The 25,113-nt window shown below is 36.5% G+C and carries 26 protein-coding genes; 12 read left to right on the forward strand and 14 right to left on the reverse strand.

Annotation, left to right across the window (positions count from 1 at the left end):
* The first annotated feature begins 7 nt into the window (after window positions 1-7).
* Window positions 8-547 (forward strand): thioredoxin family protein, encoded by a 540-nt coding sequence (locus ACFSQ0_RS10450; RefSeq protein WP_379047928.1) that lies wholly within the window; start codon window positions 8-10, stop codon window positions 545-547.
* On the opposite strand, the gene ACFSQ0_RS10455 is transcribed toward ACFSQ0_RS10450, so the two are convergent.
* The 5 genes from ACFSQ0_RS10455 to surE are packed head-to-tail and all read right to left on the reverse strand — an operon-like array spanning window position 544 to window position 5,250.
* Window positions 544-2,565, reverse strand: a complete 2,022-nt coding sequence (locus ACFSQ0_RS10455) for a ComEC/Rec2 family competence protein (protein WP_379047931.1) — start codon at window positions 2,563-2,565, stop codon at window positions 544-546. The genes ACFSQ0_RS10450 and ACFSQ0_RS10455 overlap by 4 nt on opposite strands.
* 27 nt (window positions 2,566-2,592) lie before the next feature.
* A complete protein-coding gene (locus ACFSQ0_RS10460) occupies window positions 2,593-3,069 on the reverse strand; it encodes a C40 family peptidase (RefSeq protein ID WP_379047934.1) in 477 nt (158 codons plus the stop codon).
* Entirely contained in the window at window positions 3,066-4,181 is a 1,116-nt protein-coding gene (lpxB, locus tag ACFSQ0_RS10465; RefSeq protein WP_379047936.1) for a lipid-A-disaccharide synthase, read from the reverse strand. Before lpxB ends, ACFSQ0_RS10460 begins: the two co-directional genes overlap by 4 nt.
* A gap of 12 nt (window positions 4,182-4,193) precedes the next feature.
* The gene (locus ACFSQ0_RS10470) at window positions 4,194-4,475 is read right to left on the reverse strand and encodes a hypothetical protein (RefSeq protein WP_379047939.1); all 282 of its coding nucleotides are present in this window, start codon (window positions 4,473-4,475) and stop codon (window positions 4,194-4,196) included.
* Window positions 4,468-5,250 (reverse strand): 5'/3'-nucleotidase SurE, encoded by a 783-nt coding sequence (gene surE, locus ACFSQ0_RS10475; protein WP_379047942.1) that lies wholly within the window; start codon window positions 5,248-5,250, stop codon window positions 4,468-4,470. Before surE ends, ACFSQ0_RS10470 begins: the two co-directional genes overlap by 8 nt.
* Before the next feature lie 271 nt (window positions 5,251-5,521).
* Here surE and ACFSQ0_RS10480 point away from each other — a divergent pair, with 271 nt between their 5' ends.
* The 3 genes from ACFSQ0_RS10480 to ACFSQ0_RS10490 are packed head-to-tail and all read left to right on the forward strand — an operon-like array spanning window position 5,522 to window position 9,188.
* Window positions 5,522-7,666 carry a carboxy terminal-processing peptidase gene (locus ACFSQ0_RS10480; RefSeq protein ID WP_379047945.1) on the forward strand — a complete coding sequence of 715 codons (2,145 nt, stop codon included), beginning with the start codon at window positions 5,522-5,524 and terminating at the stop codon, window positions 7,664-7,666.
* Window positions 7,666-8,781 carry an ABC transporter permease gene (locus ACFSQ0_RS10485; protein WP_379047948.1) on the forward strand — a complete coding sequence of 372 codons (1,116 nt, stop codon included), beginning with the start codon at window positions 7,666-7,668 and terminating at the stop codon, window positions 8,779-8,781. Before ACFSQ0_RS10480 ends, ACFSQ0_RS10485 begins: the two co-directional genes overlap by 1 nt.
* A 17-nt stretch (window positions 8,782-8,798) precedes the next feature.
* On the forward strand, window positions 8,799-9,188 hold the full coding sequence (locus ACFSQ0_RS10490) for an HIT family protein (protein ID WP_379047951.1): 390 nt from the start codon (window positions 8,799-8,801) through the stop codon (window positions 9,186-9,188).
* Here the strand turns inward: ACFSQ0_RS10490 and ACFSQ0_RS10495 are convergent.
* Entirely contained in the window at window positions 9,178-10,335 is a 1,158-nt protein-coding gene (locus ACFSQ0_RS10495; RefSeq protein ID WP_379047954.1) for a sensor histidine kinase, read from the reverse strand. The two genes, ACFSQ0_RS10490 and ACFSQ0_RS10495, sit on opposite strands and share 11 nt — an antisense overlap.
* 98 nt (window positions 10,336-10,433) lie before the next feature.
* Here ACFSQ0_RS10495 and ACFSQ0_RS10500 point away from each other — a divergent pair, with 98 nt between their 5' ends.
* The 3 genes from ACFSQ0_RS10500 to aat are packed head-to-tail and all read left to right on the forward strand — an operon-like array spanning window position 10,434 to window position 12,380.
* Entirely contained in the window at window positions 10,434-11,312 is an 879-nt protein-coding gene (locus tag ACFSQ0_RS10500) for a flavin reductase (RefSeq protein WP_379047957.1), read from the forward strand.
* Window positions 11,313-11,316: 4 nt separating this feature from the next.
* Window positions 11,317-11,685 (forward strand): DUF3127 domain-containing protein, encoded by a 369-nt coding sequence (locus ACFSQ0_RS10505; protein ID WP_379047960.1) that lies wholly within the window; start codon window positions 11,317-11,319, stop codon window positions 11,683-11,685.
* Window positions 11,686-11,738: 53 nt separating this feature from the next.
* The gene (gene aat, locus ACFSQ0_RS10510) at window positions 11,739-12,380 is read left to right on the forward strand and encodes a leucyl/phenylalanyl-tRNA--protein transferase (protein WP_379047962.1); all 642 of its coding nucleotides are present in this window, start codon (window positions 11,739-11,741) and stop codon (window positions 12,378-12,380) included.
* Window positions 12,381-12,386: 6 nt separating this feature from the next.
* Here aat and ACFSQ0_RS10515 read toward each other — a convergent pair whose 3' ends face one another.
* Both ACFSQ0_RS10515 and ACFSQ0_RS10520 read right to left on the reverse strand, forming a co-directional pair.
* The gene (locus ACFSQ0_RS10515; protein WP_379047965.1) at window positions 12,387-13,103 is read right to left on the reverse strand and encodes a DUF2490 domain-containing protein; all 717 of its coding nucleotides are present in this window, start codon (window positions 13,101-13,103) and stop codon (window positions 12,387-12,389) included.
* 151 nt (window positions 13,104-13,254) lie between these two features.
* The gene (locus tag ACFSQ0_RS10520) at window positions 13,255-13,818 is read right to left on the reverse strand and encodes a DNA-3-methyladenine glycosylase I (RefSeq protein WP_379047968.1); all 564 of its coding nucleotides are present in this window, start codon (window positions 13,816-13,818) and stop codon (window positions 13,255-13,257) included.
* Between the two features lie 50 nt (window positions 13,819-13,868).
* Between ACFSQ0_RS10520 and ACFSQ0_RS10525 the strand changes: the two genes are divergently transcribed.
* A complete protein-coding gene (locus tag ACFSQ0_RS10525; RefSeq protein WP_379047971.1) occupies window positions 13,869-14,477 on the forward strand; it encodes a thioredoxin family protein in 609 nt (202 codons plus the stop codon).
* Here ACFSQ0_RS10525 and truB read toward each other — a convergent pair.
* The 4 genes from truB to ACFSQ0_RS10545 are packed head-to-tail and all read right to left on the reverse strand — an operon-like array spanning window position 14,469 to window position 17,153.
* On the reverse strand, window positions 14,469-15,182 hold the full coding sequence (gene truB / locus ACFSQ0_RS10530) for a tRNA pseudouridine(55) synthase TruB (protein WP_379048827.1): 714 nt from the start codon (window positions 15,180-15,182) through the stop codon (window positions 14,469-14,471). The two genes, ACFSQ0_RS10525 and truB, sit on opposite strands and share 9 nt — an antisense overlap.
* Window positions 15,183-15,192: 10 nt before the next feature.
* Entirely contained in the window at window positions 15,193-15,978 is a 786-nt protein-coding gene (locus ACFSQ0_RS10535; protein WP_379047974.1) for an undecaprenyl-diphosphate phosphatase, read from the reverse strand.
* Entirely contained in the window at window positions 15,978-16,247 is a 270-nt protein-coding gene (locus ACFSQ0_RS10540) for a DUF3098 domain-containing protein (protein ID WP_379047977.1), read from the reverse strand. The genes ACFSQ0_RS10535 and ACFSQ0_RS10540 overlap by 1 nt, the downstream gene beginning before the upstream one ends.
* A gap of 27 nt (window positions 16,248-16,274) precedes the next feature.
* Window positions 16,275-17,153 (reverse strand): cell division protein FtsX, encoded by an 879-nt coding sequence (locus tag ACFSQ0_RS10545; RefSeq protein WP_379048829.1) that lies wholly within the window; start codon window positions 17,151-17,153, stop codon window positions 16,275-16,277.
* A 145-nt stretch (window positions 17,154-17,298) separates the two neighbouring features.
* Here ACFSQ0_RS10545 and leuS point away from each other — a divergent pair, with 145 nt between their 5' ends.
* Window positions 17,299-20,172 (forward strand): leucine--tRNA ligase, encoded by a 2,874-nt coding sequence (gene leuS, locus ACFSQ0_RS10550; RefSeq protein ID WP_379047980.1) that lies wholly within the window; start codon window positions 17,299-17,301, stop codon window positions 20,170-20,172.
* A gap of 50 nt (window positions 20,173-20,222) precedes the next feature.
* Here the strand turns inward: leuS and ACFSQ0_RS10555 are convergent, their stop codons facing one another.
* Window positions 20,223-20,693: a LysM peptidoglycan-binding domain-containing protein gene (locus tag ACFSQ0_RS10555; RefSeq protein WP_379047983.1), complete on the reverse strand. Its 471-nt coding sequence runs from the start codon at window positions 20,691-20,693 to the stop codon at window positions 20,223-20,225.
* 171 nt (window positions 20,694-20,864) lie between these two features.
* Between ACFSQ0_RS10555 and ACFSQ0_RS10560 the strand changes: the two genes are divergently transcribed.
* Window positions 20,865-21,557, forward strand: a complete 693-nt coding sequence (locus tag ACFSQ0_RS10560) for a zinc metallopeptidase (protein WP_379047986.1) — start codon at window positions 20,865-20,867, stop codon at window positions 21,555-21,557.
* Between the two features lie 52 nt (window positions 21,558-21,609).
* Here ACFSQ0_RS10560 and ACFSQ0_RS10565 read toward each other — a convergent pair whose 3' ends face one another.
* Window positions 21,610-22,980, reverse strand: coding sequence for a saccharopine dehydrogenase family protein (locus ACFSQ0_RS10565; RefSeq protein WP_379047989.1), 1,371 nt, complete (start codon window positions 22,978-22,980; stop codon window positions 21,610-21,612).
* 70 nt (window positions 22,981-23,050) lie between these two features.
* Here ACFSQ0_RS10565 and ACFSQ0_RS10570 point away from each other — a divergent pair, with 70 nt between their 5' ends.
* On the forward strand, window positions 23,051-23,440 hold the full coding sequence (locus ACFSQ0_RS10570) for a DUF423 domain-containing protein (protein WP_379047992.1): 390 nt from the start codon (window positions 23,051-23,053) through the stop codon (window positions 23,438-23,440).
* 71 nt (window positions 23,441-23,511) lie between these two features.
* Entirely contained in the window at window positions 23,512-25,107 is a 1,596-nt protein-coding gene (gene pckA, locus ACFSQ0_RS10575) for a phosphoenolpyruvate carboxykinase (ATP) (protein WP_379047995.1), read from the forward strand.
* The last annotated feature ends 6 nt before the right edge of the window (window positions 25,108-25,113 follow it).

A 25,113-nucleotide genomic window follows, 5' to 3' on the forward strand; every position in this document is an offset into this window, starting at 1 on the left:
TTATCGTATGAAAAAAATAATAGGGGCGCTAGTTTTATTACTTAGTTTTAGCACGCAAGCCCAAGAAATCAATTGGATGACCATGAATGAAGCTTTAGAAGCTCAAAAAGAAAATCCAAAGAAGATCTTTATGGATGTTTATACCGATTGGTGTGGACCTTGTAAATTGCTAGATAAAAACACATTTAGTAATAAGCAAGTTGCGCAGTATGTGAATAAACATTTTTATCCGGTGAAGTTTAATGCAGAGGGAACAGAGGAAGTAACCTATAAAGATTTCACCTATACAAACCCAAAATATAAGCCGGGAAGAAAAGGTAGAAATAGTCAGCATCTTTTTGCTCACGCTCTTAAAATTACAGCTTACCCTAGTATGGTCTTCTTTGATGAAAAAGGAGAAGTTATTTCTCCAGTAGCGGGATATCATACCCCTTCTCAGCTTGAGATTTATTTAAAGATGATTGCCAACGACGATTACAAAAATTTAAAAACGAGCGAGGCCTGGGCAAGTTATCAAAAAAACTTTAAGGGAGAATTTAAAGATTAAGGTTTAGACATTATGTAAAAGGTCCCTTTCTTTGCGCTGTCAAAGAAAGGGATTTTTTCTTTTAAGGCAGTTCTTTGCCAACGGGTAACGTAACTTTTGTAATTGCTTTGATCGGCTACAATGGTTTTAGGCTGTACAAGTCTTATAACTCGTTCTAGATTTATACGAGGTGAATGACTTAGCCACAATACGTCTACTGGTGTTTTAGAAGGTTCTGCGTATAAGTCACTGTCAATACGTAGCACCGATATACCATCTATTTCTAAAGCCCGATTTAAGCGTTTATTTTGCTGAATATCGTTGATGAAATACTTGGTTTTATAATTGTCTAAAACCTTTGTAGACACCGTAGAATCGGTGTAGATCTGCATTGCGTTAGGATTATGTATAGCTAGGGTGCTGGTTTTATAATAAGGTAAAATCATAGCTTTACGGATTTGTTTTGCATTTTGATAGTCTATGATATAAACCAACTGTGTTGCTATTAGTGCACTCAGTGCAAATAATCCGAATATTCTTTTTTGCGAACTATAAAAAAATCCGATAAGGCTAAAAAATGAAAGAACAGACAAAGCTAACATGGATTCAGAAAAATATACGTGGTCAAAGTAATACGCATCTTGCTGGGCAATAGACTCAATAACCCACATTAAAGCATCAATTATGCGTTCGGTTAACCCTTGAATCCATTCTAATTCAATAAAATAAAAACTCCCCAAAATACTTATGATGCAACTAAGAAGCACCAAAAATAGGGAGGGTAAAATCAGTAAGTTAGAAATAAGAAATAATCCTGGAATCTGATTAAAATAATAAAGCGTAAAGGGCAGTACTCCTATTTGCGCACTTAAGGTAACCGAGGCCAATGCCCAAGCCTTACGAATCAACCAGGTCTTTTTAGAAAATAAGTTATAAATAATTGGGTAAAAAAATAATATGGAGGCTACCGCAAAATAACTGAGTTGAAACCCAACATCAAATACCAACCAAGGATCTATAAACAGTAACAACATAGCCGATAGCGCCAAACTTGTAACCCCATTGGTTTTCCGCTTATTTAAAGTAAGAAGAATAAAAAAACTAAACATCGTTACGGCACGGGTTATAGAAGGACTAAAACCAACCAGCCAGGCATACAACCATAGAGCAATAACTATAAGCAGGACGCGCATTGCCCGAGTCCATTCATTATATTTTAAAAAATAGGTAATTCCCTGCAACAATAAAACGATGAGCCCAACGTGTAATCCAGAAACCGCCAATATATGAACTACACCTGCTTTTTGAAACTGTTGATAAGTGCTACGCTCTAAAAGATCTTTATTTCCTAAAACTAGAGCATTTATAAAAGCTATATGCCGTGGCTTTAATTTAGTTTTTTTAAGTTGGTGGGTTATTTTCTTCTTGATGACTTCAGACTGGTCTACCCAAGTTGGATTACTATTTTTATGATGAATAATTTCGGTACTGGCTACCCGAGTCTCTCGCGTCACGTGCTTATTGGCTAAGTATTTTTTGTAGTTAAACTGTTCGGGAAATAGGGGCTCTTTTAAGGGATTTAAATTTGTTTTAGTAATGATTGCATCTCCAGGTTGATAATTTACTGTACTATCTTTTAAATACACCCGTAATAAAACAAGGTTGTTTTGCCGAAAATCGGTTGGGTTTTTAATTTGTGCGATATAATTTCTATATGAAATTGAACCTTTTAATTCTTGCTTTAAATTTAAATGTAAGAGCTGGTTAGGTTGTGTTTTTATTTCTTGATATAAATAATGCTTTTGCAATTTGACACAAAAAAATCCTATAACTAAGAAGGTTATCAAACTGGTTACACTAAAAATTCTTAGGGGTAGCCAACTTCTCTTTTGGTAAAGAAATACAATTAACCAACTAAATAGGGTAGCAAGCAATAAAGAGAAAGCAAAGTCAAAATTACATGTGTAATTATGCCCTAAGAATATGCCTATTACAAATGCAAGAAAAAGCCACAAAAAAGAGGTGTTGAGTAACTTCATTTGGTTAAGTTACTCAAAAATAGTAATTTATAAAATCCTTTTTGCTAAAACATAAGCCTTCTTCCAATAGTTTTCCTCTAATTTTGATACTATTACACCACGAGAGGTTGAAGAGTGTATAAAATAAATGCCAGATTTGTCATGATTTACTACTAGTCCAACGTGATTGATACGTCTACGGCGTTTGTTTGTTCTAAAAAAAACCAAGTCGCCAGGTCTTATTTCTCTTTGTCTAAGTGTTTTCCCTTTTTTAGCCATTTCGCTAGAGACACGCGGTAAGCTAATATCCTGACTTAAAAATGAGGTGTAAATAAGCCCAGAGCAATCCATACCCCGCTTCGTGGTTCCGCCAAATTTATATGGAGTACCTTCAAAACTACGGGCGTAGGAAATGATCTTTTCGGTTGTGGTTTTATTTTTATTATTTTTTGATGCCACCTCGCGCTTGCTTCCACAGGCAGAAAGTATTAAAAGTAAGAGTAGAGAGAAGGCTTTTATTTTCATACTTTTATTGAATTATAAATTAATTTGGCGGTTCTTTCGCTGGCACCGGGGCCTCCCAATTTTTTGCGTAACTGCTGATAATCTTCTAAGACTTGTTTACGTTTTGTAGATTGGAGAATTAAATTCAATTCCTCTCGTAGCTTTCGCGGATTAAAATCATTCTGAATCAATTCTCTTACAACAGGCTTATCCATGATAAGGTTCACCAAAGAAATATAGTTAAGCTTAATAATGCGTTTAGCGATTTGGTAAGAAATATAACTCCCTTTATAGCATACCACTTCTGGAATATTAAATAAAGCGGTTTCGAGCGTTGCTGTTCCCGATGTTACCAGTGCAGCGGTAGACACCTCGAGCAAATCGTAGGTTTTATTGTTGATAACAGATACCCTGTTTTTAGCTAAAAACTGCTCATAATAAGCTAGGTCTTGACTAGGGGCACCGGCTATTACAAATTGGTAATCGGGAAAATGCGGTACCATTTCGAGCATGGTTTTTAGCATTTTGCTAATTTCTTGCTGTCGAGAACCAGGCAGCAAAGCGATGATGGGTAAATCGTTAAAATTATGTTCAGCGATAAAAGCTTGATGAGAAATCGAGGGTCGTTGTTCTATAGCATCAAGCAAAGGATGACCCACGAAATGCACCGGAAACTTATGCTTTTGCTCGTAAAACTCTTTTTCAAAGGGCAAAATAACATACATAGCATCGATGTCTCGCTTAATGGCTTTTATCCGGTTTTCTTTCCAAGCCCATATTTGTGGAGAAATATAATAATGCGTTTTAAAACCTTGTTTTTTGGCCCATTTGGCGATTCTAAAATTAAAGCCTGGATAGTCAACAAAGATTATAACGTCTGGTTGAAAAGTACTAATATCGGCTTTGCAAATTTTTATATTTTTAAAAATGGTTTTTAAATTGGCTACCACTTCAATAAAGCCCATAAAGGCTAAATCTCTGTAATGTTTTACCAACTTTCCGCCTACAGCTTGCATCAAATCGCCTCCCCAAAATCGAAATTCTGCTTTTGCATCCTGCTTTAATAAAGCCTTCATAAGATTGGCGGCGTGCAAATCTCCCGAGGCTTCTCCTGCAATCAAATAATATTTCATAAACGTTTGAGGTTATAAAAATTCAAAATATATGATACTCAAGCCTGCAAGTAAGGTGGCTAAAATTACGCCGCGAGCACGGTATATTCTATTTTTTTTAATGTATACAAAAAATGGTAAAAAATTAGCAATTGCACCCAAGGCGATAACATTTCCTAGTACGCCATTTTCATAAGCCATAGTCAAAGAAGTTTCAATTTTGTACTCCGAAAAAAAATACAAGTACATAAATATCCCAGCTATATTGGCAAAAATTCCAACAACAAAACCGATAAATATCTCCTTTTTAATCATTTAAATTCCAGTTGTTTATGGTGTTAATGGCTTTGTGAGCAGTAAGGTCAAACTGTATAGGTACAAGCGAAATATAATTATTAGCCAGAGCCCACTCATCTGTATCTTCGCCTTCATCTTCGTTTATAAAAGTGCCGGTAAGCCAGTAATAATCTCTACCTTGCGGATTGGTGCGCTTGTCAAATTCTTCACGCCAATGCGCTTTTGCTTGTCTACAAACCTTAATTCCTTTAATCTCCTCTCGTTTGAGCTTAGGTATATTTACATTTAGAACCACACCAGGGGGTAGTTTATGTTCTAAAACATTACGAGCAATGCGTTCCACAAAATCCTCACAAGGAGAAAAATCGGCTGTCAGGCTGTAATCTAATAATGAAAAACCAATAGCAGGTATGCCTTCTAAACCGGCCTCTACCGCTGCACTCATAGTGCCAGAATAAATCACATTTATAGAAGCGTTTGAGCCGTGATTAATACCACTCACGCATAAATCGGGTTTACGCTTTAAAATTTCCTGCTTGGCTATTTTTACGCAGTCAGCAGGGGTTCCCGAACAGCTATACTCTAAATGATTGGCCGTTTCTTCAACGTTTAACGGGTCGCAATAGAGATTGTCGTTTAGTGTAATGGCATGTCCCATTCCACTTTGCGGACTATCTGGAGCTACCACTACCACATCTCCAAGTTTATTCATTATTTTTATAAGTGTGCGTATTCCTGGTGCAGTAATCCCGTCGTCATTGGTAACGAGAATCAAAGGCTTTTTGTCTTCCATTCTTTTTTTAAGCTAAAATAAGCAAATTGATAGAAACTACGATTAAAGTAGCTATTAAGTGATAAATTCAATTATTTTTACGGACACGCTTTGTTTCGGTTAAACCGGATTAAAGCAAATACTTATTCAGCTTAGGCTGCTAAGCTAATGCTGTTTTAGCAAAAATTTATTAGCTGATTATTCAATAAAACTATTTATTATTTTTAATTTAGACCTTGGCATAATTTTTATGCTTGTTGTAAGAAGAAATTCTATGAAAATAAAAACGTTTATGAAAAGAAATTCAATTATATGGTTACTTGGGTTGCTGTTTGCGGTTGCCTCTTGCAGCTTTACCACCAAAAAGTTTGATGCCGATGAAAACTCAGATAAAGACCAAGTTCTTATTGAGTTAATTACTTATGTTTTAGAAAAAGGTCATTATGACCCTAAAAATATAGACGACGAATTTTCACAATCTGTTTATGATGATTTTTTAAATAAAATCGATCCGCGAAAGCGCTATTTTACCACGGCAGATATAGGTGATTTTTCGGTGTATGAAGAGCAAATAGATGATCAGATAAGATCGAGAAATATAGATTTCTTTAATTTGGTTTATGAACGTTTTCTAAAGCGTATTGAAGATTCTAAATCGTATTACACCGAAATATTAAACGAGCCTTTTGATTTTACGGAAAAAGAAAGTATTAATCTAGATTATGAGAATTTACCTTTTGCCAGCTCTAAACGAGAGATAAAAGAACGCTGGCGTAAACAATTAAAATATTCAACCTTAGGTTACTTTTATGATCTAAAAGAAGAGCAAAAGCTAAAGAAAGAAAAAGAAACTGAAGATTTTGTTGAAAAAACAGACAAGGAGTTGGAGCAAGAAGCACGAGAGAAGGTGAAAAATTCTTTAGATGAGTTTTTTGATTTGACAGATGATTTAGAACGCAAAGACTGGTTTAGCGTTTATGTAAATGCCATTGTCGAAGGTTTTGATCCGCATTCATTTTATTTTGCTCCGCAAGACAAAGAACGCTTTGATATACAAATGTCTGGTAGTCTAGAGGGTATTGGTGCTCGCTTGCAAAAAAAGATGGACGAGATTAAAATTATGGATGTGATCTCTGGCGGTCCCGCCTGGAGAGGAGAAGAACTTGAGGTTGGCGATGTAATTCAAAAAGTAAGACAGGAAGACGAAGAAAAGGCCGTTGATATCTCAGGAATGCGATTAGATGATGCTGTAGGTTTAATAAAAGGTCCAAAAGGCACCACCGTACATCTTACGGTTAAAAAGGTGTCGGGAGCTATTGAAGAAATTTCAATTGTTCGTGATGTGGTGGAAATTGAAGAGACTTATGCCAAAAGCGCTATGGTAGAAAAAGACGATCAGAAATTTGGTCTTATTTATTTGCCAAAGTTTTACTTTAATATAAATGATGCCAATGAACGTAATGCGGCTAGCGATGTGCGCAAAGAAATAATTGAACTCAAGAAAGAAAATATGGACGGTTTGGTGATTGACTTGAGAAATAACGGGGGAGGTTCTTTATCTACCGTTGTTGATATTGCCGGACTTTTTATAGAGAAAGGACCAGTAGTTCAAGTTCAAGACGGTGATAAACGCAAAGAGATTTTAAAAGATAAAGATGGCGAAGTACTATGGGACGGTCCGTTGGTAATTTTGGTAAATGAGCTATCTGCTTCAGCTTCAGAAATTTTAGCCGCAGCGATGCAAGATTATAAGCGCGCCGTAATTATTGGTGGCAAACAAACCTATGGTAAAGGTACCGTGCAAGGTGTAATCGACCTAAATAGATGGATGCGAAATAGCGATTTGGGAGATATGGGAGCTTTGAAAGTTACACGCCAGAAGTTTTATAGAATAAACGGAGGTTCTACACAATTAGAAGGTGTAAAAAGCGATGTGGTAGTGCCCGATAAATACAGTTACATAGATCTAGGGGAGAAAGACCTTAACAATCCGCTGCCTTGGGACCAAATACAACCAGCGAATTATAGCTTGTGGGATGGGTACGATGATATTGATGCTGTGATTGCAAAAAGTAAAAGCAGAATTGCTCAAAATAAACAGTTTAATTTAATCGATAAAAATGCGAAGTGGATTAAAGCGCAAAGAGATCTAAATCAATACAGTATAAATTACGAAGAGTATAAAGCAGATTTAGAACAAAGTGAGGCTGTATTTGAGGAGTTCGAAAGTATAAACGATTATAAAACCAATTTGAGTTTTTCAGCTTTACCCGTAGAAGAAATGCTTTTTGAAACCGATACTACCCTGCAAGAGAAAAGAAAACGCTGGCATAAAAATTTGAGTAAAGATGTGTATGTAGAAGAAGCTATTTTTGTTTTAGAAGACTTGCGTGCAGGCAGCCAAAACAAGAAAACAGCTGCAAACTTTAGAGACTAATGCACCACGAGTCTGGATCACCAACCAAAATGGCACTCCAAAAATTTAAATCAAATTTTTGGGGTGTTTTTTGTTTAATTTATATCACCATCATAGGGTTTATGGCCCTTTTTGCCTATGTTATTGCGCCAGACAGCTCAGTCAATGCAAATACGATGAATCTGAGCATTCATTCTCAGCCACCTGGCTTTCAGGTTGAAATGTTAATCCTTCCGCAGAGAAGTGGTAATCATCACAAAAACAACTGGGAATGGTTATTGGGTAAAGAGGATACGCCACAACAAATACCATTTAGTCGGTTAAAAATTGAAGAAAATGAAGTTTTGGTGTATCGATATAAAAAAGATGCGCAAACTTCATTAGGCTTGCCCCAGCGTTTTGAGCTTTCTCGCTTTAACGGATTAACAAATTTGGAGGCTATACAAGAAGTATTTGTTAAAAAACATACATTTTTATTGGGTACAGATAAATATGGTAGAGACCTATTTAGTCGCTTATTGGTTGGGAGTAGAATCTCACTATCTATCGGTTTTGTTGCCGTATTTATTTCATTAATAATAGGACTTAGTCTGGGTGCGCTTGCGGGATATTTTGGAGGTTTTATAGATGCCACTATTATGTGGTTGATTAACGTGATGTGGTCTATACCCACTCTACTATTGGTAATAGCCATAACCTTAGCTTTGGGCAAAGGTTTCTGGCAAGTTTTTATTGCTGTAGGTTTAACGATGTGGGTTGAGGTGGCGCGAGTAGTTCGTGGACAGGTGATGGGAGTAAAAAAATTACAGTATATAACGGCTGCTAAGGCATTGGGGTACTCGCACAGCAGAGTAATTTTAAAGCATATCTTACCTCAAGTAGTAGCACCTTTAATTGTAATTTCTGCAGCCAATTTTGCGGCAGCTATTTTAATTGAAAGCGGATTGAGTTTCTTGGGTATAGGTGCTCAACCGCCAACACCAAGTTGGGGCGGTATGATCAAAGATCATTATAGTTATATTTTGCTGGGCAAACCCTACTTGGCATTGGTTCCTGGATTAGCCATCATGAGTTTGGTCATGGCCTTTATGCTAATAGGAAATGCTTTACGCGATGCTTTAGATGTTAAAACATAAATTTAAAATAAATAATTATGGCTAGTATTTTTTCAAAAATAGTGGCGGGCGAAATCCCGAGTTATAAAATTGCAGAAGATGATAAATTTTATGCCTTTTTAGATGTAAATCCTAATGCAAAAGGACATACTTTATGTATTCCCAAAAAAGAAGTAGATAAAATATTCGATTTGGATGAAGAAACTTATATGGAATTGATGCGGTTTTCTAGAAAAGTGGCTAAAGCTATAGAGAAATCTATTCCGTGTAAACGTGTAGGAATGGCTGTTATTGGGTTAGAAGTGCCTCACGTACACGTGCATTTAATTCCGCTACAGCGTATGGAGGACGCTAGCTTTAAAACAAAAGTGAAAATGAATGAAGAAGAGATGAAAGCCACCTGTGAAGCCATACGGTCTAACTTTTAATTTTTTTTAATTTTATTTCAAAACAAGTACCTTGATTCAATTCGCTTTTGAGTACCCTAACTTTACCCTTATGGTAGGATTCTATAATGCGTTTTACCAAAGATAAACCTAGACCCCAGCCTCTTTTTTTGGTTGTAAAACCAGGCTTGAAAATCTTTTTAAAATCAGATTTAGGAATTCCTTTTCCCGTATCTGAAATGTTTAGCAGTACCCATTGAGCTTCTTCTCGCATTTCAATTTTGAGTGTGCCTTTGCCTTTCATGGCATCTATGGCATTTTTGACTAAATTTTCAATCGTCCAGCTGAATAGCTGTTCATTTAGATTTACAAAAATAGCATGCTTGGGTAGTTTTACATCAAATTGAACCAGCTTTGAGGTTCTGATTTGCAAATATTGACTTGTCTCAAGGGTAGCTTGAACCAGATTAGTAGGTGTTAAATTAGGAACAGAGCCTATCTTGCTAAAACGATCGGTTATGGTTTGTAGCCGGTTTATATCTTTTTGTATTTCTTGAACATAATCGGGGTTGATGTTTTCAGTTTTTAGGATTTCGATCCACCCCACTAGCGATGACAAGGGTGTACCGATTTGATGCGCGGTTTCTTTGGCCATTCCTGCCCATAACAAACTTTGTTCTTCGCTTTTTGAAGTGATATGAAAATAATAAATAATACTCACAAAAAGGATAATGATGAAAATCACAAAAGCAGGGAAGTAGGTAAGCCGTTTAAGTGTGTCTGAATAACCGTAGTAAACTATATTAATTATTTTATTATCATCTTTAATTTCTATGGGTTGGTATTGCTTTTTAAACTCTTCGATTAAAGCCAATTTCTTTTCGCGGGTATTAACTTTATCTTCTTCAATATTTCTTGAATTGTAGCTGTCATCACCAACTGAGTAAACCAACATGGGTGTGGTTGTGTTTGAACTAAAGATTTCAATTACATTATTACTGAGGCTAGTGCCAGAATTAGGTGTTGAGACTTCAGTAAAGGCATTTACCCAGATCTCCATCTTATTTTTCTCTTCTTCTTTGATGCGCTCAAAAAAAATAGAAACATTCCATAAAAATAAACCTACAATTATCAGAGAAGCAATGGTTACAAACCAACGGGCAAAACTACGTTCTTTAAGGTAAAGCATAGGTTGTTTTAAAGTTGAAAGATAATCTTTTTTATAAAAACAAAGCTATTTTTTATTAGCTCGGTACTTTCGTTATCTTTGCAAAAACATCTTAATTCATGTTGACAATAAACCCAAAAGAAGTTGAAATTGCTAGAAACTATGGTATTATGGCTGGTAGCGTAGGGCCTAGGCCTATTGCTTTTGCCAGTACAATAAATGAGGAGGGGCAAGCCAACCTAGCGCCATTTAGTTTTTTTAATGTTGTAAGCGCTAATCCGCCTATGCTTATGTTTTCACCTTTATTACGCATTAGCGATGGCAGTGCTAAGGACACCCTAAATAATGTACGCACACAAGGTGAGGTGGTTATTAATATAGTAAATTATGAGATGGTGCAGCAAATGTCATTGGCTAGTACAGATTATGCGACTGGTGTTAATGAATTCGTGAAAACGGGTCTAACGCCATTAGAGTCTGATGTAGTGAAGCCTTTTCGAGTAAAAGAAAGTCCGGTACAATTTGAATGCGTGGTGAAAGAGGTAGTAAGTTTGGGTGAAGAAGGAGGCGCAGGTAATGTGGTGTTGTGTGAAGTGGTGCGTATGCATGTTGCTGAAGAGGTTATGGATGAGCATTTAAATATTATCGATCAAATAAAAATTGATCAAGTAGCACGTATGGGGAGCAATTATTACTCACGTGCCAATCAAGGTATGTTTGAAATTCCTAAACCCAAAACAACTATGGGTATAGGCGTTGATGCTTTTCCAGAAGATATACGGTCTAGTAAGGTGTTAACCGGGAATGACCTAGGAAAATTAGGAACAATTGAGCGTTTACCCAATAAAGAGGAAATCAATTCTTTTTTAAATGAATTGAATTTAGTAGAATATATTAAAGAAGGCTCTGTAGAGAAAATTCATGCAGTGGCCCAAGAGTATTTAAAACAAGAGGAAATAGAGAAAGCCTGGAAGGTATTATTAGCAAAATTAAATTAGAAATATGGAAGTACAAGGAACGATAAAGAAAATAGACGAGACCAAAACTTACGGGAACAACGGATTTAGAAAACGTGAAGTTGTTGTAACTACCCAAGAACAATATCCGCAACACTTGCTTATTGAATTTATTCAAGATAAATGCGACTTACTGAATAATTTTCAAGTAGGTCAGCCGGTAAAAATTGGGGTAAATTTACGCGGAAGAGAGTGGGTAAGCCCACAAGGTGAAACCAAATACTTTAACTCTATTCAGGGCTGGCGTATTGAAGATTTAGGCGGTAGTGCTCCACAAGGAGATGTACCTCCTGTAGATCAGTTTGAACCCGCAAACGATTTCAACGATGACGATAATGACGATTTACCGTTCTAAATTGATAACTTAAAAACTTCAAGCTGTTTTAACATTTTAAAGCAGCTTTTTTTATGACTATACCTTTTTTAGATACAAAACAAGAATTCCCGCATCCCAATACTTCAAACGAACTGGGATTGGTGGCATATGGTGGTGATTTAATACCAGAGCGTGTTTTGAGAGCTTATAAAAAAGGTATCTTTCCTTGGTATGAAAACGATCAACCCGTATTGTGGTGGTCGCCAAACCCAAGAATGGTTTTGTTTCCTAAGAAGCTAAAAGTGTCAAAAAGTATGAGGAAACTTCTTGATAGGAAAACATTTAAAGTCACTTTTAATCAACATTTTGAGCAGGTGATTCAAGCCTGTGCACAAGTAAAAAGACCAGGCCAAAACGGAACTTGGATTACCAAAGACATTATAAATACCTACACCCAATTGCACCAGCAAGGATTTGCCTATTCGGTAGAGGTTTGGCAAAACGAAAGATTGGTGGGAGGGCTTTACGGAATTTGGCTAAAACCTCAAGGTGTATTTTGCGGAGAAAGCATGTTTTCGTTAGTAAGTAATGCATCTAAATTTGCATTCATAACTTGGGTTCAATTCTTGGAGAGACAGAAAGTTAGCTTAATTGATTGCCAAGTGCACACTAATCATTTAGCCAGCTTGGGAGCCGAAGAAATTGAACGGGAAGCTTTTTTAAGTTATTTGTAGTAAATTTTACAAATTGATATTTAATCCGCTTATCAAAAACAATTCTGTAAAGGGTTGGTGGGTATAATTACGGTGGCGATACTCTAGCCCTAAATCTATCTTTGAATTTTGCCCAATTGGCAAACTAAATTTTCCTGTAAAACGCTGACCCAAACTAGGCTTGTTATATTTGCCAAACTCCCAAACGCTCTCTGTTGAGGCACTAAAAATCAGAGGTTCTTTATCGGCTAAAGCCGGGCTTAATTTAAAACTAGCTCCTATGCGGTAGCGCCATCTTAAAACCAGTTCTTCTCTAAATCGTTGTGCGAAGCGAAGCCGTTGTCCTAAAGTAAAACTGTTGAATTTTATTTTGTGGCTATATTGTTGGAGTAGTCTTAGCTCGTCATGTTTATCGATAAAAATATCTTTAAAGCGATAGCGAGCTGCCACTGTTGCTTTACCCTTTTCGCCCAGTTTAAAATGAGTATATTGATTTAACTCTATAAACTCAGCTTCGTATTTTACTTGATCATCAAATTGGCTGTTATCTTCAATATCGGTAAATACAATCGATCGGTGTGCGATGCCAAAAGTATAACTCCAAAGCGTTTCGGTCTTGAGATCTAAATTAATCTCCGGATTAATGAAACCATCAAAATGTGTTTGCGCATTAGCTGAAAAGCTAATGAAAATCAAGGTTAAAAGAGCGAAACTACTTTTTCTGTATTTATAAAGACACTCCATAAATGCTAAGATTTATTTAATCTAATGTTGACAATTTATTAAAGTTGCGAAAATAATTATTCTTAGCTGCTTTTTTTAACTTTATTCTATTTTTATTGAAAATATACCTCAAGTTGTCGTCTTATTAAATTAAACACTAGAAATTGCTTTGTTAAGATTGCTGGTGTTTAAAACAATTTACCAGATGATCATTCACTAGTCCTGCTGCCTGCATAAAGCTATAAACGGTTGTAGCTCCTAAAAATTTGAATCCTTTCGCTTTTAGGTTTTTACATATATCAGCACTAAGCTTTGTACTTGAAGGAATTTCATTTGCTTTTTTGGGTCTGTTATTTTTTGGTATGTGATTAACAAATGACCAAATATATTTGCTAAAACTACCAGATTCTTGTTGTAATTGTAGAAAAACGTGAGCATTATGAATCGTAGCTTCAATTTTAGCTCTATGCCGAATAATACCGCTGTCGTTTAGTAGTGCTAGAACCCGTTTAGAATCATATTGGGCAACCGTAGCCGGATTAAAATCATCAAAAGCTTTACGGAAATTATCTCGTTTTTTTAATACCGTAATCCAGCTCAATCCAGCTTGAAAAATCTCTAAAGAAAGGATTTCAAATAACTTTTGGTCGTTATATTCGGGTACACCCCATTCTAAATCGTGATATTTCTCATATAAATCATTCCCCTGACACCAAAGACAACGCTGCTTGCTCATAATTGTGTAATTTTGAATTAACCTTAAAGGGGATAAAAATAGAATAAAAAATGAAGGTAAAAGAATTACAAACCGAAGTGTCCAAAGCCTTAGAAAACGCAATGACTTATACTGATTTTAAAGAATTGGTGGTTGATAGTTTTGAAGAAGGCCGTGTAACGGGGCATACACAATCTGAAGATTTACTAAATTATACTCAGCTCAATTTAAAAAGGATAAAGCGATGGGATAAAACCCTAAAGGTTGATGAGGCTTTAGCCGATAAAGTTGCAGCCTTTCAAAAAAAAGTGTTTTGGATAGTAGTAGCCGAAGGTTGGTGCGGTGATGTAGCCCATAGTTTGCCAGCTATAAATAAGTTGGCTGAGTTAAATGAGAATATTGAATTAAAAATTGTTCTTCGCGATGACAATAGCTTTTTTATAGATCATTTCTTGACCAATGGCGCGAGATCTATTCCTAAATTAGTGATGGTCGATCAAAAATCGCTCGAGGTTTTAGGGGTTTGGGGAGAGCGTCCGGCGCCAGCTAAAAAATTAATAACCGATTATAAAGCTGCGCACGGGCAAGTAGATGCCACCGTAAAAGAGGAACTCCAGCGTTGGTACAACAAAGACAAAGGTAAAACCGTTATGAAAGAATTAAGTCTGCTTCTAGCTTAAATCTTTTGGTAATTTAGTAATAAAAGTTTCTAAAGTATAGGCGTTTTTAATGTTGAAATCGCCTATTTTTGTACGTCTTAACTCGGTAAGGTGAGCACCATTGTTAACCGCTTGACCTAAATCATGAGCTAAGCTTCTTATATAAGTTCCTTTGCTGCATTTGACTTTAAACTCTACATCGGGTAAATTTATTTTACCAATAGAAAATTCGTCTATGCGAACGGGGCGACCTTCTATTTTTATTTCTTGGCCTTTGCGTGCATATTCATACAGTCTTTTGCCATCTTTCTTTAAGGCCGAGAAAACAGGGGGTTTTTGAATGATATCTCCTTCAAAGCAGGCCGCTTTTGCTTTTATAATTTCCGGTTGCAAATCATTAATCGGATAAGTTTTGTCGATATCCGTTTCTAAATCGTAAGAGGGGGTAGTTGCCCCAAAACGAATAGTCCCTGTATATTCCTTGGGTAAGCCTTGAATTTCATGAATGGTTTTGGTGAATTTTCCCGTACAAATAATCAACAAGCCAGTAGCTAATGGATCTAGGGTCCCTGCGTGACCTACTTTAATTTTTTTTATGCCATAATTTTTCTTGATTAACCAGCGTACCTTATTAACCAACTGAAAAGAGGTCCACTCCAAGGGTTTATCGAACAATAAAACTTGGCCTTTCTTAAAATCTTCTAGACTAAAAAAACTCAAAAAAATAATATTTTAATTAATAACTTACCGCTAAGGCTATGATTCCCACCACTAAGCAATATATAGCAAAATAAGAAAGTTTGCTTTTTCGTACCAGTGCGATCATCCAAGTACAAGCGAAGAGGCCAGCAATAAAGGCACTTATAAAACCAACAAATAATGCCGTACTGTTGCCAGTATGGCTTAAATCGCCGCTGAGTATATCTTTAGCAATTTTCCCCAATATTAATGGGACTACCATTAAAAAAGAAAATCGAGCCGCCTTGGTTTTGTCATTCCCCAATAAAACAGAAGTAGATATAGTAGCGCCACTACGAGAAATTCCAGGAAGCATAGCAATAGCTTGAGCTATTCCAATAACAAATGCATTGGAGTAGCTAACGGGCTTTAAAGTGCTTTTTGCTTTATCGGCCAACCATAGAAGCAAAGCAGTTACAATTAGCATAGCTCCTACTAAAAACACACTGCCTCCAAATAATTGTTCTAACTGTTCTTCAAAGAGCAACCCAATTATGGCTGCAGGAATCATCGATAAAATAATCTTTAAAGTAAATTGGGTTTCCTCGTTCCATTTGAATGCTAACAGGCCTTTAATTATAGTGTAAATATCTTTACGGAATATAACCAAGGTGCTCAGCGCAGTAGCAAAATGCATCACAACGGTGAATAGCATACTCTCTTGTGGTATACTATCATCACCCAAAATCGCTTTGCCTAGCTCTAAATGGCCACTTGAAGATACGGGTAAGAACTCGGTTAATCCTTGAATAATGCCAAGAACAAGCGCATCTAAAACATCCATTATTTCTTTTTACTTGGATTTAAAAGAATAGCGTAAACCTCAATACCAAAACCCAGTAGCACAAGACTAGGTGCTAGGTGAATACGTCTCCAACTGTAAATATCGGGATTAAAAACTTCTGGGTTATCGCTTCCGCCTCCGGCCATCAGTATATAACCCAAGGCAATAACGGCTAAACCAACAGCCATAAAAATGTAATTCTTCTTCTCAAAAATGAAATAAGCCTCTGGCTTTTCCTGTTCTCTTTCTCGTCTCTTTTGCTCTCCCATAATTTATTTTAAAGCTATAGATAGCGCTTAATAATATAATTCGTCTGTTTTTAAGTTTAAAAATCTCGAGGTAGCAAAGAAGGTGCTAATCCAAGATATAATCAAGCCTAAAATGAATACACCGGCAAATATAGCAATAAGTAATCGATGATCGGTTAGTAATTGCAATTCAGGAAAAGCTTTGTCTAAATAGTAAAGAACTGCAGCCATTCCCGAGAGCGCTAAAATAGAACCAATAATTCCTAGCTTTATGCTTTTCCAAATAAACGGTCTGCGGATAAACCCCTTGGTAGCGCCAACCATTTGCATTGTTTTAATCGTGAATCGCTTGGAGTACACCGAGAGTCTTATACTGCTGTTGATCAACAATACGGCTATAAAGGTGAAAATACCACTAATGATTAAAATCCAAAAGCTTATGCGTTTAATGTTGTCATTGAGCAGGGCTATTAACGGCTTATCATACACCACTTCCTCAATAAAATTTTTATTGCTAAGATCTTTCGATATTTCTGCAATCTTAGCTTCAGAAACATAATCGGCTTTAAAGTAAACATCTATTGAGTTTTTTAAGGGATTATACCCTAAAAAATCCATAAAGTCTTCACCGATTTCTTGACTATGCGCTTTAGCGGCATCTTCTTTGCTAACAAATTGAGTAGATTTGGTGTAATCAGCTAAAGCTAAGCTTTTCTCTAATTGATTAATTTCTACTTCTTTGGCACTATCTTTTAAAAAGATGCTTAAGGCGATTTGCTCTTTAAAATGGTCGGCTACTTTTTTGGTGTTTAATACCAGCAACCCTAATAAACCTAATAAAAACAATACCAAGGCAATACTTATAACTACCGAAAAGTAGGAGGATATCAAACGCCTTTTTTGGTATTTTTCAAACGAAGAACTCATAAAGAATAGGCTTGTAATTTTTGTAAAAATAATAAAGTAATTGAAACTAGTTTCTTTAAAACGTTCAAACTTTTCACTTTCGTACATTAATAGTACTTTTGCCATTCAAAATAATAATTATAGGCATTTATCGAAAGCGTTTACCATGAGTTATAATTTTAATACTATAGAAGCCAAATGGCAAAAATACTGGGAGCAAAACCATACTTTTAAAGCTAGTAATAACAGTAATAAACCAAAATATTATGTGTTAGATATGTTTCCTTATCCTTCTGGGGCAGGCTTGCATGTAGGACACCCCTTGGGGTATATCGCTAGTGATATTTTTGCACGATATAAAAGACATACCGGCTTTAATGTATTGCATCCGCAGGGTTATGATTCTTTTGGGCTTCCCGCCGAACAATATGCTATTTTAACAGGACAACACCCTGCCGATACTACCAAAGTTAATATTGAAGGAGGAACAGATAAATCAGGAAACCAAATTGCTGGTTATAGAAATCAATTAGATAAAATAGGTTTTTCTTTTGATTGGAGTAGAGAGGTGCGTACCAGTGACCCCGAGTATTACAAGTGGACTCAATGGATTTTTATACAGCTTTTTGAGTCTTATTATTGTTTTGATGTAAATAAAGCCAGGCCGATAACTGAGTTAGTGCAAGCGTTTGAAGCAAGTGGTAACCAAGAAATCAATGCGGCTTGCGATGAAGAAGTGCCTAGTTTTACTGCAGCACAATGGAAAGAATATAGCACAGAAGAACAAGAGACGGTCTTGTTGCAATACCGCCTAGCTTTCTTGGCAGAAACAGAAGTAAACTGGTGTCCTGCACTGGGTACAGTATTAGCTAATGACGAAATTGTCAATGGAGTATCTGAACGAGGTGGACACCCCGTAGTGAGAAAAAAAATGAAGCAATGGAGTATGCGCATTTCTGCTTACGCCGAAAGACTTTTGCAGGATTTAGAGAAGTTAGACTGGACAGAGAGCTTAAAAGAAACTCAACGCAATTGGATAGGAAAGTCAACCGGTGCTCAGGTAAAATTTAAGGTGCAAAATGAGGACGACTTTATCGAAGTGTTTACTACTCGGCCAGATACTATTTTTGGGGTTAGTTTTATGACGCTTGCCCCAGAACATCCGTTGGTTCAAAAAATAACCACAGACCAACATAGAGAAGCTGTGCAGCAGTATGTAGAAGCGGCTGCTAAGAGAAGTGAGCGAGAAAGAATGGCCGATGTGAAGCGTATTTCTGGTGTATTTACTGGTGCATATGCCTTGCACCCTTTTACTCAAGAACCTATTCCTGTTTGGGTGGGCGATTATGTGTTGGCTAGTTATGGTACAGGGGCAGTTATGGCGGTTCCTTGTGGCGATCAGCGTGATTATGATTTTGCTAAACATTTTGACATACCTATTCTAAATATTTTTGAAGGTGTAGACATTAGCCAAAAAGCTTTTACAGAAAAAAATAATCAGGTTAAACTTACCAACTCTGATTTTCTTAATGGATTGACCTACGAATCGGGTATGCAAAAAGCGATTGAAAAATTGGAGCAAAAGAAAAATGGAGTAGGAAGAACAAATTATCGCTTACGTGATGCTGTCTTTAGTAGACAACGTTATTGGGGCGAGCCTTTTCCTGTATATTACAAAAACGGGTTGCCTCAAACAATTGCACCTAAGCATCTTCCCATAGTATTACCCGAGATAGAAAAATATTTACCAACAGAAAGTGGAGAGCCGCCGCTAGGTCGTGCAGATATTTGGGCCTGGGATACCGCTAAAAACCAAGTGGTGAGTAACCAAGAAATAGACCATAAAAATATTTTCCCATTAGAGTTAAACACCATGCCTGGATGGGCAGGTAGCTCTTGGTACTTCTTTAGGTATATGGAAGCTGGTAAAAATGAAGAAAACTCAGAACGAGATAATGTTTTTGCTTCCGCGGAAGCGTTAAATTACTGGGAGAATGTAGATTTATATATTGGTGGAAGCGAGCACGCAACCGGTCATTTATTATATGCTAGGTTTTGGACTAAATTCTTAAATGATCGGCAATTTGTACCCGTTAATGAGCCTTTTAAAAAGTTGATCAACCAAGGTATGATTTTAGGAGAAAGTGCTTTTGTTTACCGTATAGCAAATCAAAACAAATTTGTTAGTGCCGGATTGAAAGATGATTACGACACACAAGCTATACACGTAGATGTATCTTTGGTGAATAACTCAAATGAGCTAGATATAGAAGGCTTTAAAAATTGGCGTGAGGAATATAAAGATGCTACTTTTATTACTGAAGGTGATGGGACTTATCAAGTAGGGCGTGAGGTCGAAAAAATGTCTAAGTCTAAATACAATGTGGTAAATCCTGATGTGATATGCCAGGAATATGGTGCAGACACTTTGCGTATGTATGAAATGTTTTTAGGACCTTTAGAGCAATCTAAGCCTTGGAATACAGCGGGTCTTTCTGGAGTTCATAATTTCCTAAAGAAATTATGGAAGCTATACCATAAAGGAGATGAGTTTGTGATAAGCGAAGAGCAACCTAGCAATGATGCTTTAAAAATTTTACATAAAACTATTAAAAAAGTTAGAGAAGATATAGAGGCGTTCAGTTTTAATACATCAGTTTCTACTTTTATGATATGTGTGAACGAATTGGCTGCCTTGAAATGTAATGCTCGAGCAGTTTTAGAACCACTTGCCATATTAATCGCTCCTTATGCCCCTCATATTGCCGAAGAACTTTGGGAAAAAATGGGTCATAAACAAAGCATTAGCTTTGCCGATTATCCTATTTTCGAGGAAAAATTTTTGAAAGAGAGTTCGAAGAATTACCCTATTTCTTTTAATGGAAAAATGAGATTTACCCTAGAGTTAAGTTTAGAGCTTTCTAAAGATGAAATTGAACAAATCGTTATGGCAGATGAGAGAACCCAAAAACAATTAGCAGGACGTACCCCCAAAAAGGTTATTATTGTGCCAGGTAAAATTGTGAATATTGTAGGTTAAATACATCACCACATAAGTCAAAACGCGTTGCTTAAAAGTAGCGCGTTTTTTTAATTCGGTATACGAATTACTAAACCGCTAAAAATATCAGAGGGCGCTGTCAAAAGTGGCTTATTAGCATTTATTATTTTATCGATATAGCTTTCATCCCCATAAAATCGTTTGGCAATTTTTTTTAAATTGTCATTAGGAGTTATTTCATAAAACTGTGAAGGTTTCTTAGCGTTAGCTTCGCCGCTAGTTGATTCTTGGTAAAGAGACATTTTGTCATTCACACAAGCAATACCTTTGGCGTTTCCTAAAAGTAATATAATTATTTCTCTGGTTTTTTGGCAATTTACTTCACCATAAACCGTCAAGATACCGTCTTTTAACTCTAAATTTAAATCGTGAATGTTCATCTTGTGAATATTCAACAAATTGCGCATATTCTGTATGGCTTGCGCATTGGCTTCGGCAGTAGTGTGCTCAAAATCAAAAAGGCAAATTCCCTTGCTCTTATCAAACAAAAAAGATTTCATAAAATACTTTTTATTAAAGATACACTAGTGTTAAGCTTTGCGGAAATTTTTGTTTATAAATACTTGTTAAAAAACATGAAGAAATATTTATTGACTGTCAGGTTATTTTTAAATATTAAAATTGGTGCTATTTTTGATAGTTGAGTGCTAAACAATAAAAGTTAATCGACCATGATGGGATATTATGTAATTGCTGGTTTAATTATGCTTGTAAGCTGGTATGTAAGTAATAAATTAAAAACTAAATTTAAAAAATACAGCAAAACGCGTTTGCAAAACGGTATGAGCGGAGCAGAAATAGCGCGTAAAATGCTAGAGGATAATGGGATTTATGATGTCAAAGTAATTTCAACCCCAGGGCAATTGACAGATCATTACAATCCTAAAGACAAAACCGTTAATCTAAGTGAGGCGGTGTATAATCAACGAAATGCTGCTGCGGCAGCCGTGGCGGCCCATGAATGCGGGCACGCCGTACAACACGCGACGGCTTATAGCTGGTTAACAATGAGAAGCCAATTGGTGCCTATAGTAAGTGTGGCTGCAAATTATAGTCAATGGGTGATAATGGGAGGTCTTATATTAATGTCTGCTGTTTCATTGGGAGTGGGTAAAACTGTATTATTGGCCGGAATTATTATGTTTGGTTTGGGTACACTCTTTAGTTTTATTACTCTTCCTGTAGAATATGATGCTAGTAATCGTGCGCTAGCTTGGCTTGAAGAGAAACAAATTGTTACCCCTACAGAATATGATGATTCTAAAGATGCGCTTAAATGGGCCGCTAGAACATATGTGGTAGCTGCTGTAGGTTCATTAGCTACGTTATTGTATTTTGTAAGTGTTTATCTGAGTAGAGATTAAAAGGATAATTAATAAAAAAAGCCGACTTACCCGGTGGTAAGTCGGCTTTTTTTTATCCTACTACATTATCAATGTTGTAGCCTAGATACGGAACTTCCTTTTCTTTAAATACAATCCCAAAGTCTTCTAGCTCTTTTAAAATGGGTTCATACACCTCCTGACTTATAGGGCGTAAAACACCTGGGGTTTTAATTTCTTTATTAAGTATTTTTAAAGTGGCAATACCCACCGGTAAGCCAACCGTTTTAGCCATCGCGGTGAAAGTCTGATCTTCGCCAATATGCACCATAGTAGAGTCAATTTGTTTTTTCTCCCCGTTTAGTTCATAACCAAATTTATGGTACATAACAATCATGTCCTTATCATCTGGAGCCAAAGTCCATTTCTCTTCTAAGATTTTTTGAAGCGCTTGTGCAGGCGTCGCATCTTTTATACCTATGGTTTTATTTTTATTAAATAAATCAAGTTCAAGTAACTTTTCCCACATCAAATCATCTTGATCAATCTTTAAAGAATGACGCATTTTCAATTCTACCGAGTCTGTAGGAGAATATGGTAAGAATGCATTTATAAAATCGCGGTAGCTCATATGCTCCGAATTTTGCATAGTATAGGTATCATCAGTCATTCCAAGTTGAACAAACATATTCCAAGCTTTACTAAAGCCTACTCGGCGTAGCGTTCCGCGGTAAAGGGTTTTAATATTCTCAAGTCCGTAAACCTTTTGGTAAGCTAGCGAGTTGCGATTGGCTAAACCTTCGAATTTACCATAGCCTTCCACTTCAAGAAATTCGGTTCTTCTAAAAAGGCGGTGGTAGGGAATGTATTTGTATTGGCCTTCTTGAATAAATTCAGCAGCGCCACCTTGGCCAGCCACCACTACATTTCTAGGATTCCAAGTAAATTTATAATGCCAAAGATTATTATCGCTTTCGGGAGCAACTAAGCCTCCTGTAAACGATTCGAATAAGAGCATCTTGCCGCCAGACTGGCGAATGCGATCAATCACCTGCATAGCGCTCATATGATCAATTCCAGGGTCAACACCTATTTCATTCATGAAAATAAGCCCTTTGCTTTTTACTTGTTCGCTTAGAGCTTCCATCTCCTTACTCACATAAGAGGCAGTTACTAGATTTTTTTCTAAGCTAATACAGTCTTTAGCAACCTCGATGTGAAAGCGAGCGGGAAGCATAGAAATCACAATGTCGGCTTCGCTTATAGCGGATTTTCGATCATTCTCATTAAAAATATCTAATTTTAAGGCTTGAGAATTCTTATGGTTGCCAGCCAGCTTTTGGGCTTGTTCTAGGTTCAAGTCTGCGATTATTAACCTTAAATTTTCTTGGTCTGATTTGTTTTGTAAATATTGTATAAGGGCCGAAGTAGATTTTCCGGCACCAATAATAAGAATACTTCTCATAAGTTAAACTAAGTTGATTAAATTTGTGTTTCGTTTCCGAAAGTAATAAAATTTAATTCGGCTTAAAAATATGCAAAAGAAATTATTGATTTTGGGTGCCGTACTAGGTCTATTGGGCGTAATTTTAGGCGCTTTTGCTAGTCACGGTTTAGAAAAATTATTGACTAGTGAACAGCTTGAAACCTTTCAAGTAGGGGTGCGTTACCAGTTTTACCATGCCTTTTTAGCGTTAATTCTGGGGAGCACAACATTTATATCTAATAAAGCAAAAAATATTTTGTTTGTGCTCTTGCTCTCTGGTGTGACATTATTTTCAGGGTCAATTTATGGGTTGGCAACCAACTCTTTAACCGGCTTTGATTTTACCAAAATTGCGCTGCTAACGCCAACAGGAGGCTTACTTCTGATTAGCGCTTGGGTGCTTATTTTATTTCAGGTGCTTAAAATGAAAACTAAATAAAAGAAAGCTAATTCTTTATATGTTAGTGAATATTGTTATTTTTGTTCAAAGAACACAACTCAAAATTTTTTATGGTGGACAATAATAAAACCACGCAAGAATTTTCGCTAGAAAATTACGGTATAAAAGACGCAAAAATCAATTATCAACTTTCTTCTGAAGAACTTCACGAAATCACTGTGCAAAAAGGCCAAGGTGTAACGGTTAACTCTGGTGCTCTGGCCGTAAATACGGGAGAGTTTACAGGAAGATCGCCCAAAGATCGATTTATTGTAAAAGATGATGTAACACAAGATGAGGTATGGTGGGGAGATGTAAATATACCTTTTGACCCAGCTAAATTTGATGCCCTTTATGCAAAGGTTGTAGATTACCTATCGGGTAAAGAAGTTTTTGTAAGAGATGCATATGCTTGTGCAGATAAATCATATCAATTAAACATTCGCGTTATCAATGAGTTGCCTTGGAGCAATATGTTTGCGCATAATATGTTTTTAAGACCAACCGAAGAAGAATTAAAAGATTTTTCTCCAGAATGGACGGTGGTAAACGCACCTAACTTTATGGCCGATCCAGAAATAGACGGTACAAGACAGCATAATTTTGCTATCTTAAACTTTAAAAAGAAGATTGCGCTTATCGGTGGTACTGGTTACACAGGTGAGATCAAAAAAGGTATTTTTTCTGCTTTAAACTTTATTTTACCCGTGAATAAAAACACCCTACCTATGCATTGTTCTGCTAACGTAGGCGAGGCAGGTGATACGGCAATATTTTTCGGCTTGTCGGGTACGGGTAAAACTACCTTGTCGGCCGATCCAGAGCGTAAACTTATAGGTGATGATGAGCACGGATGGACAGCCGAAAACAAGATCTTTAATTTTGAGGGAGGTTGCTATGCTAAAGTAATAAACCTTTCTTCAGAAAAAGAACCAGACATCTATGGAGCTATTAAACCTGGAGCCATTCTTGAGAACGTAATCATAAAAGATGGAGAGGTAGATTTTGATGATACTAGTATTACTCAAAACACTAGAGTAAGCTACCCTATTTATCACATTAACAACATTAAAGAGCCTTCGGTAGGTGAAAACCCGAAAAATATTTTCTTTTTAACTGCAGATGCTTTTGGAGTATTGCCTCCTATCAGTAAGCTTACACCAGGGCAGGCAGCTTACCATTTTATAAGTGGTTACACTGCAAAAGTGGCAGGAACAGAAGCGGGTATTACAGAGCCTGTACCTAGTTTTTCTGCTTGTTTTGGAGCGCCATTTATGCCACTACATCCAACGCGTTATGCAGAAATGCTAAGCCATAAAATGCAAGAGGCAAATGTAAATGTTTGGTTGATTAATACGGGGTGGACAGGTGGCCCTTACGGAATCGGTTCTAGGATGAAATTAAAATACACGCGTGAAATGATTTCTTCTGCTTTAGAAGGTTTACTATCTGATGTAGAGTATCAAGAGCATCCTATATTTGGTCTACAAATGCCAAAAACTTGCCCTAATGTACCCAATGAGGTGCTTAATCCAAGAGATACTTGGAAAGATAAAGAGGCTTATGATGTTAAAGCCAAAGAATTAGCTTTATTCTTTAAAAATAACTTTAAGAAGTTTGAAGAATACGCCAATGAAGAAATTATGAATGGCGGACCCAAGGCATAAACTTTA

Origin of the sequence: Mesonia sediminis, assembly GCF_042684705.1 — a bacterium.
Classification (GTDB): Bacteria; Bacteroidota; Bacteroidia; order Flavobacteriales; family Flavobacteriaceae; genus Mesonia; species Mesonia sediminis.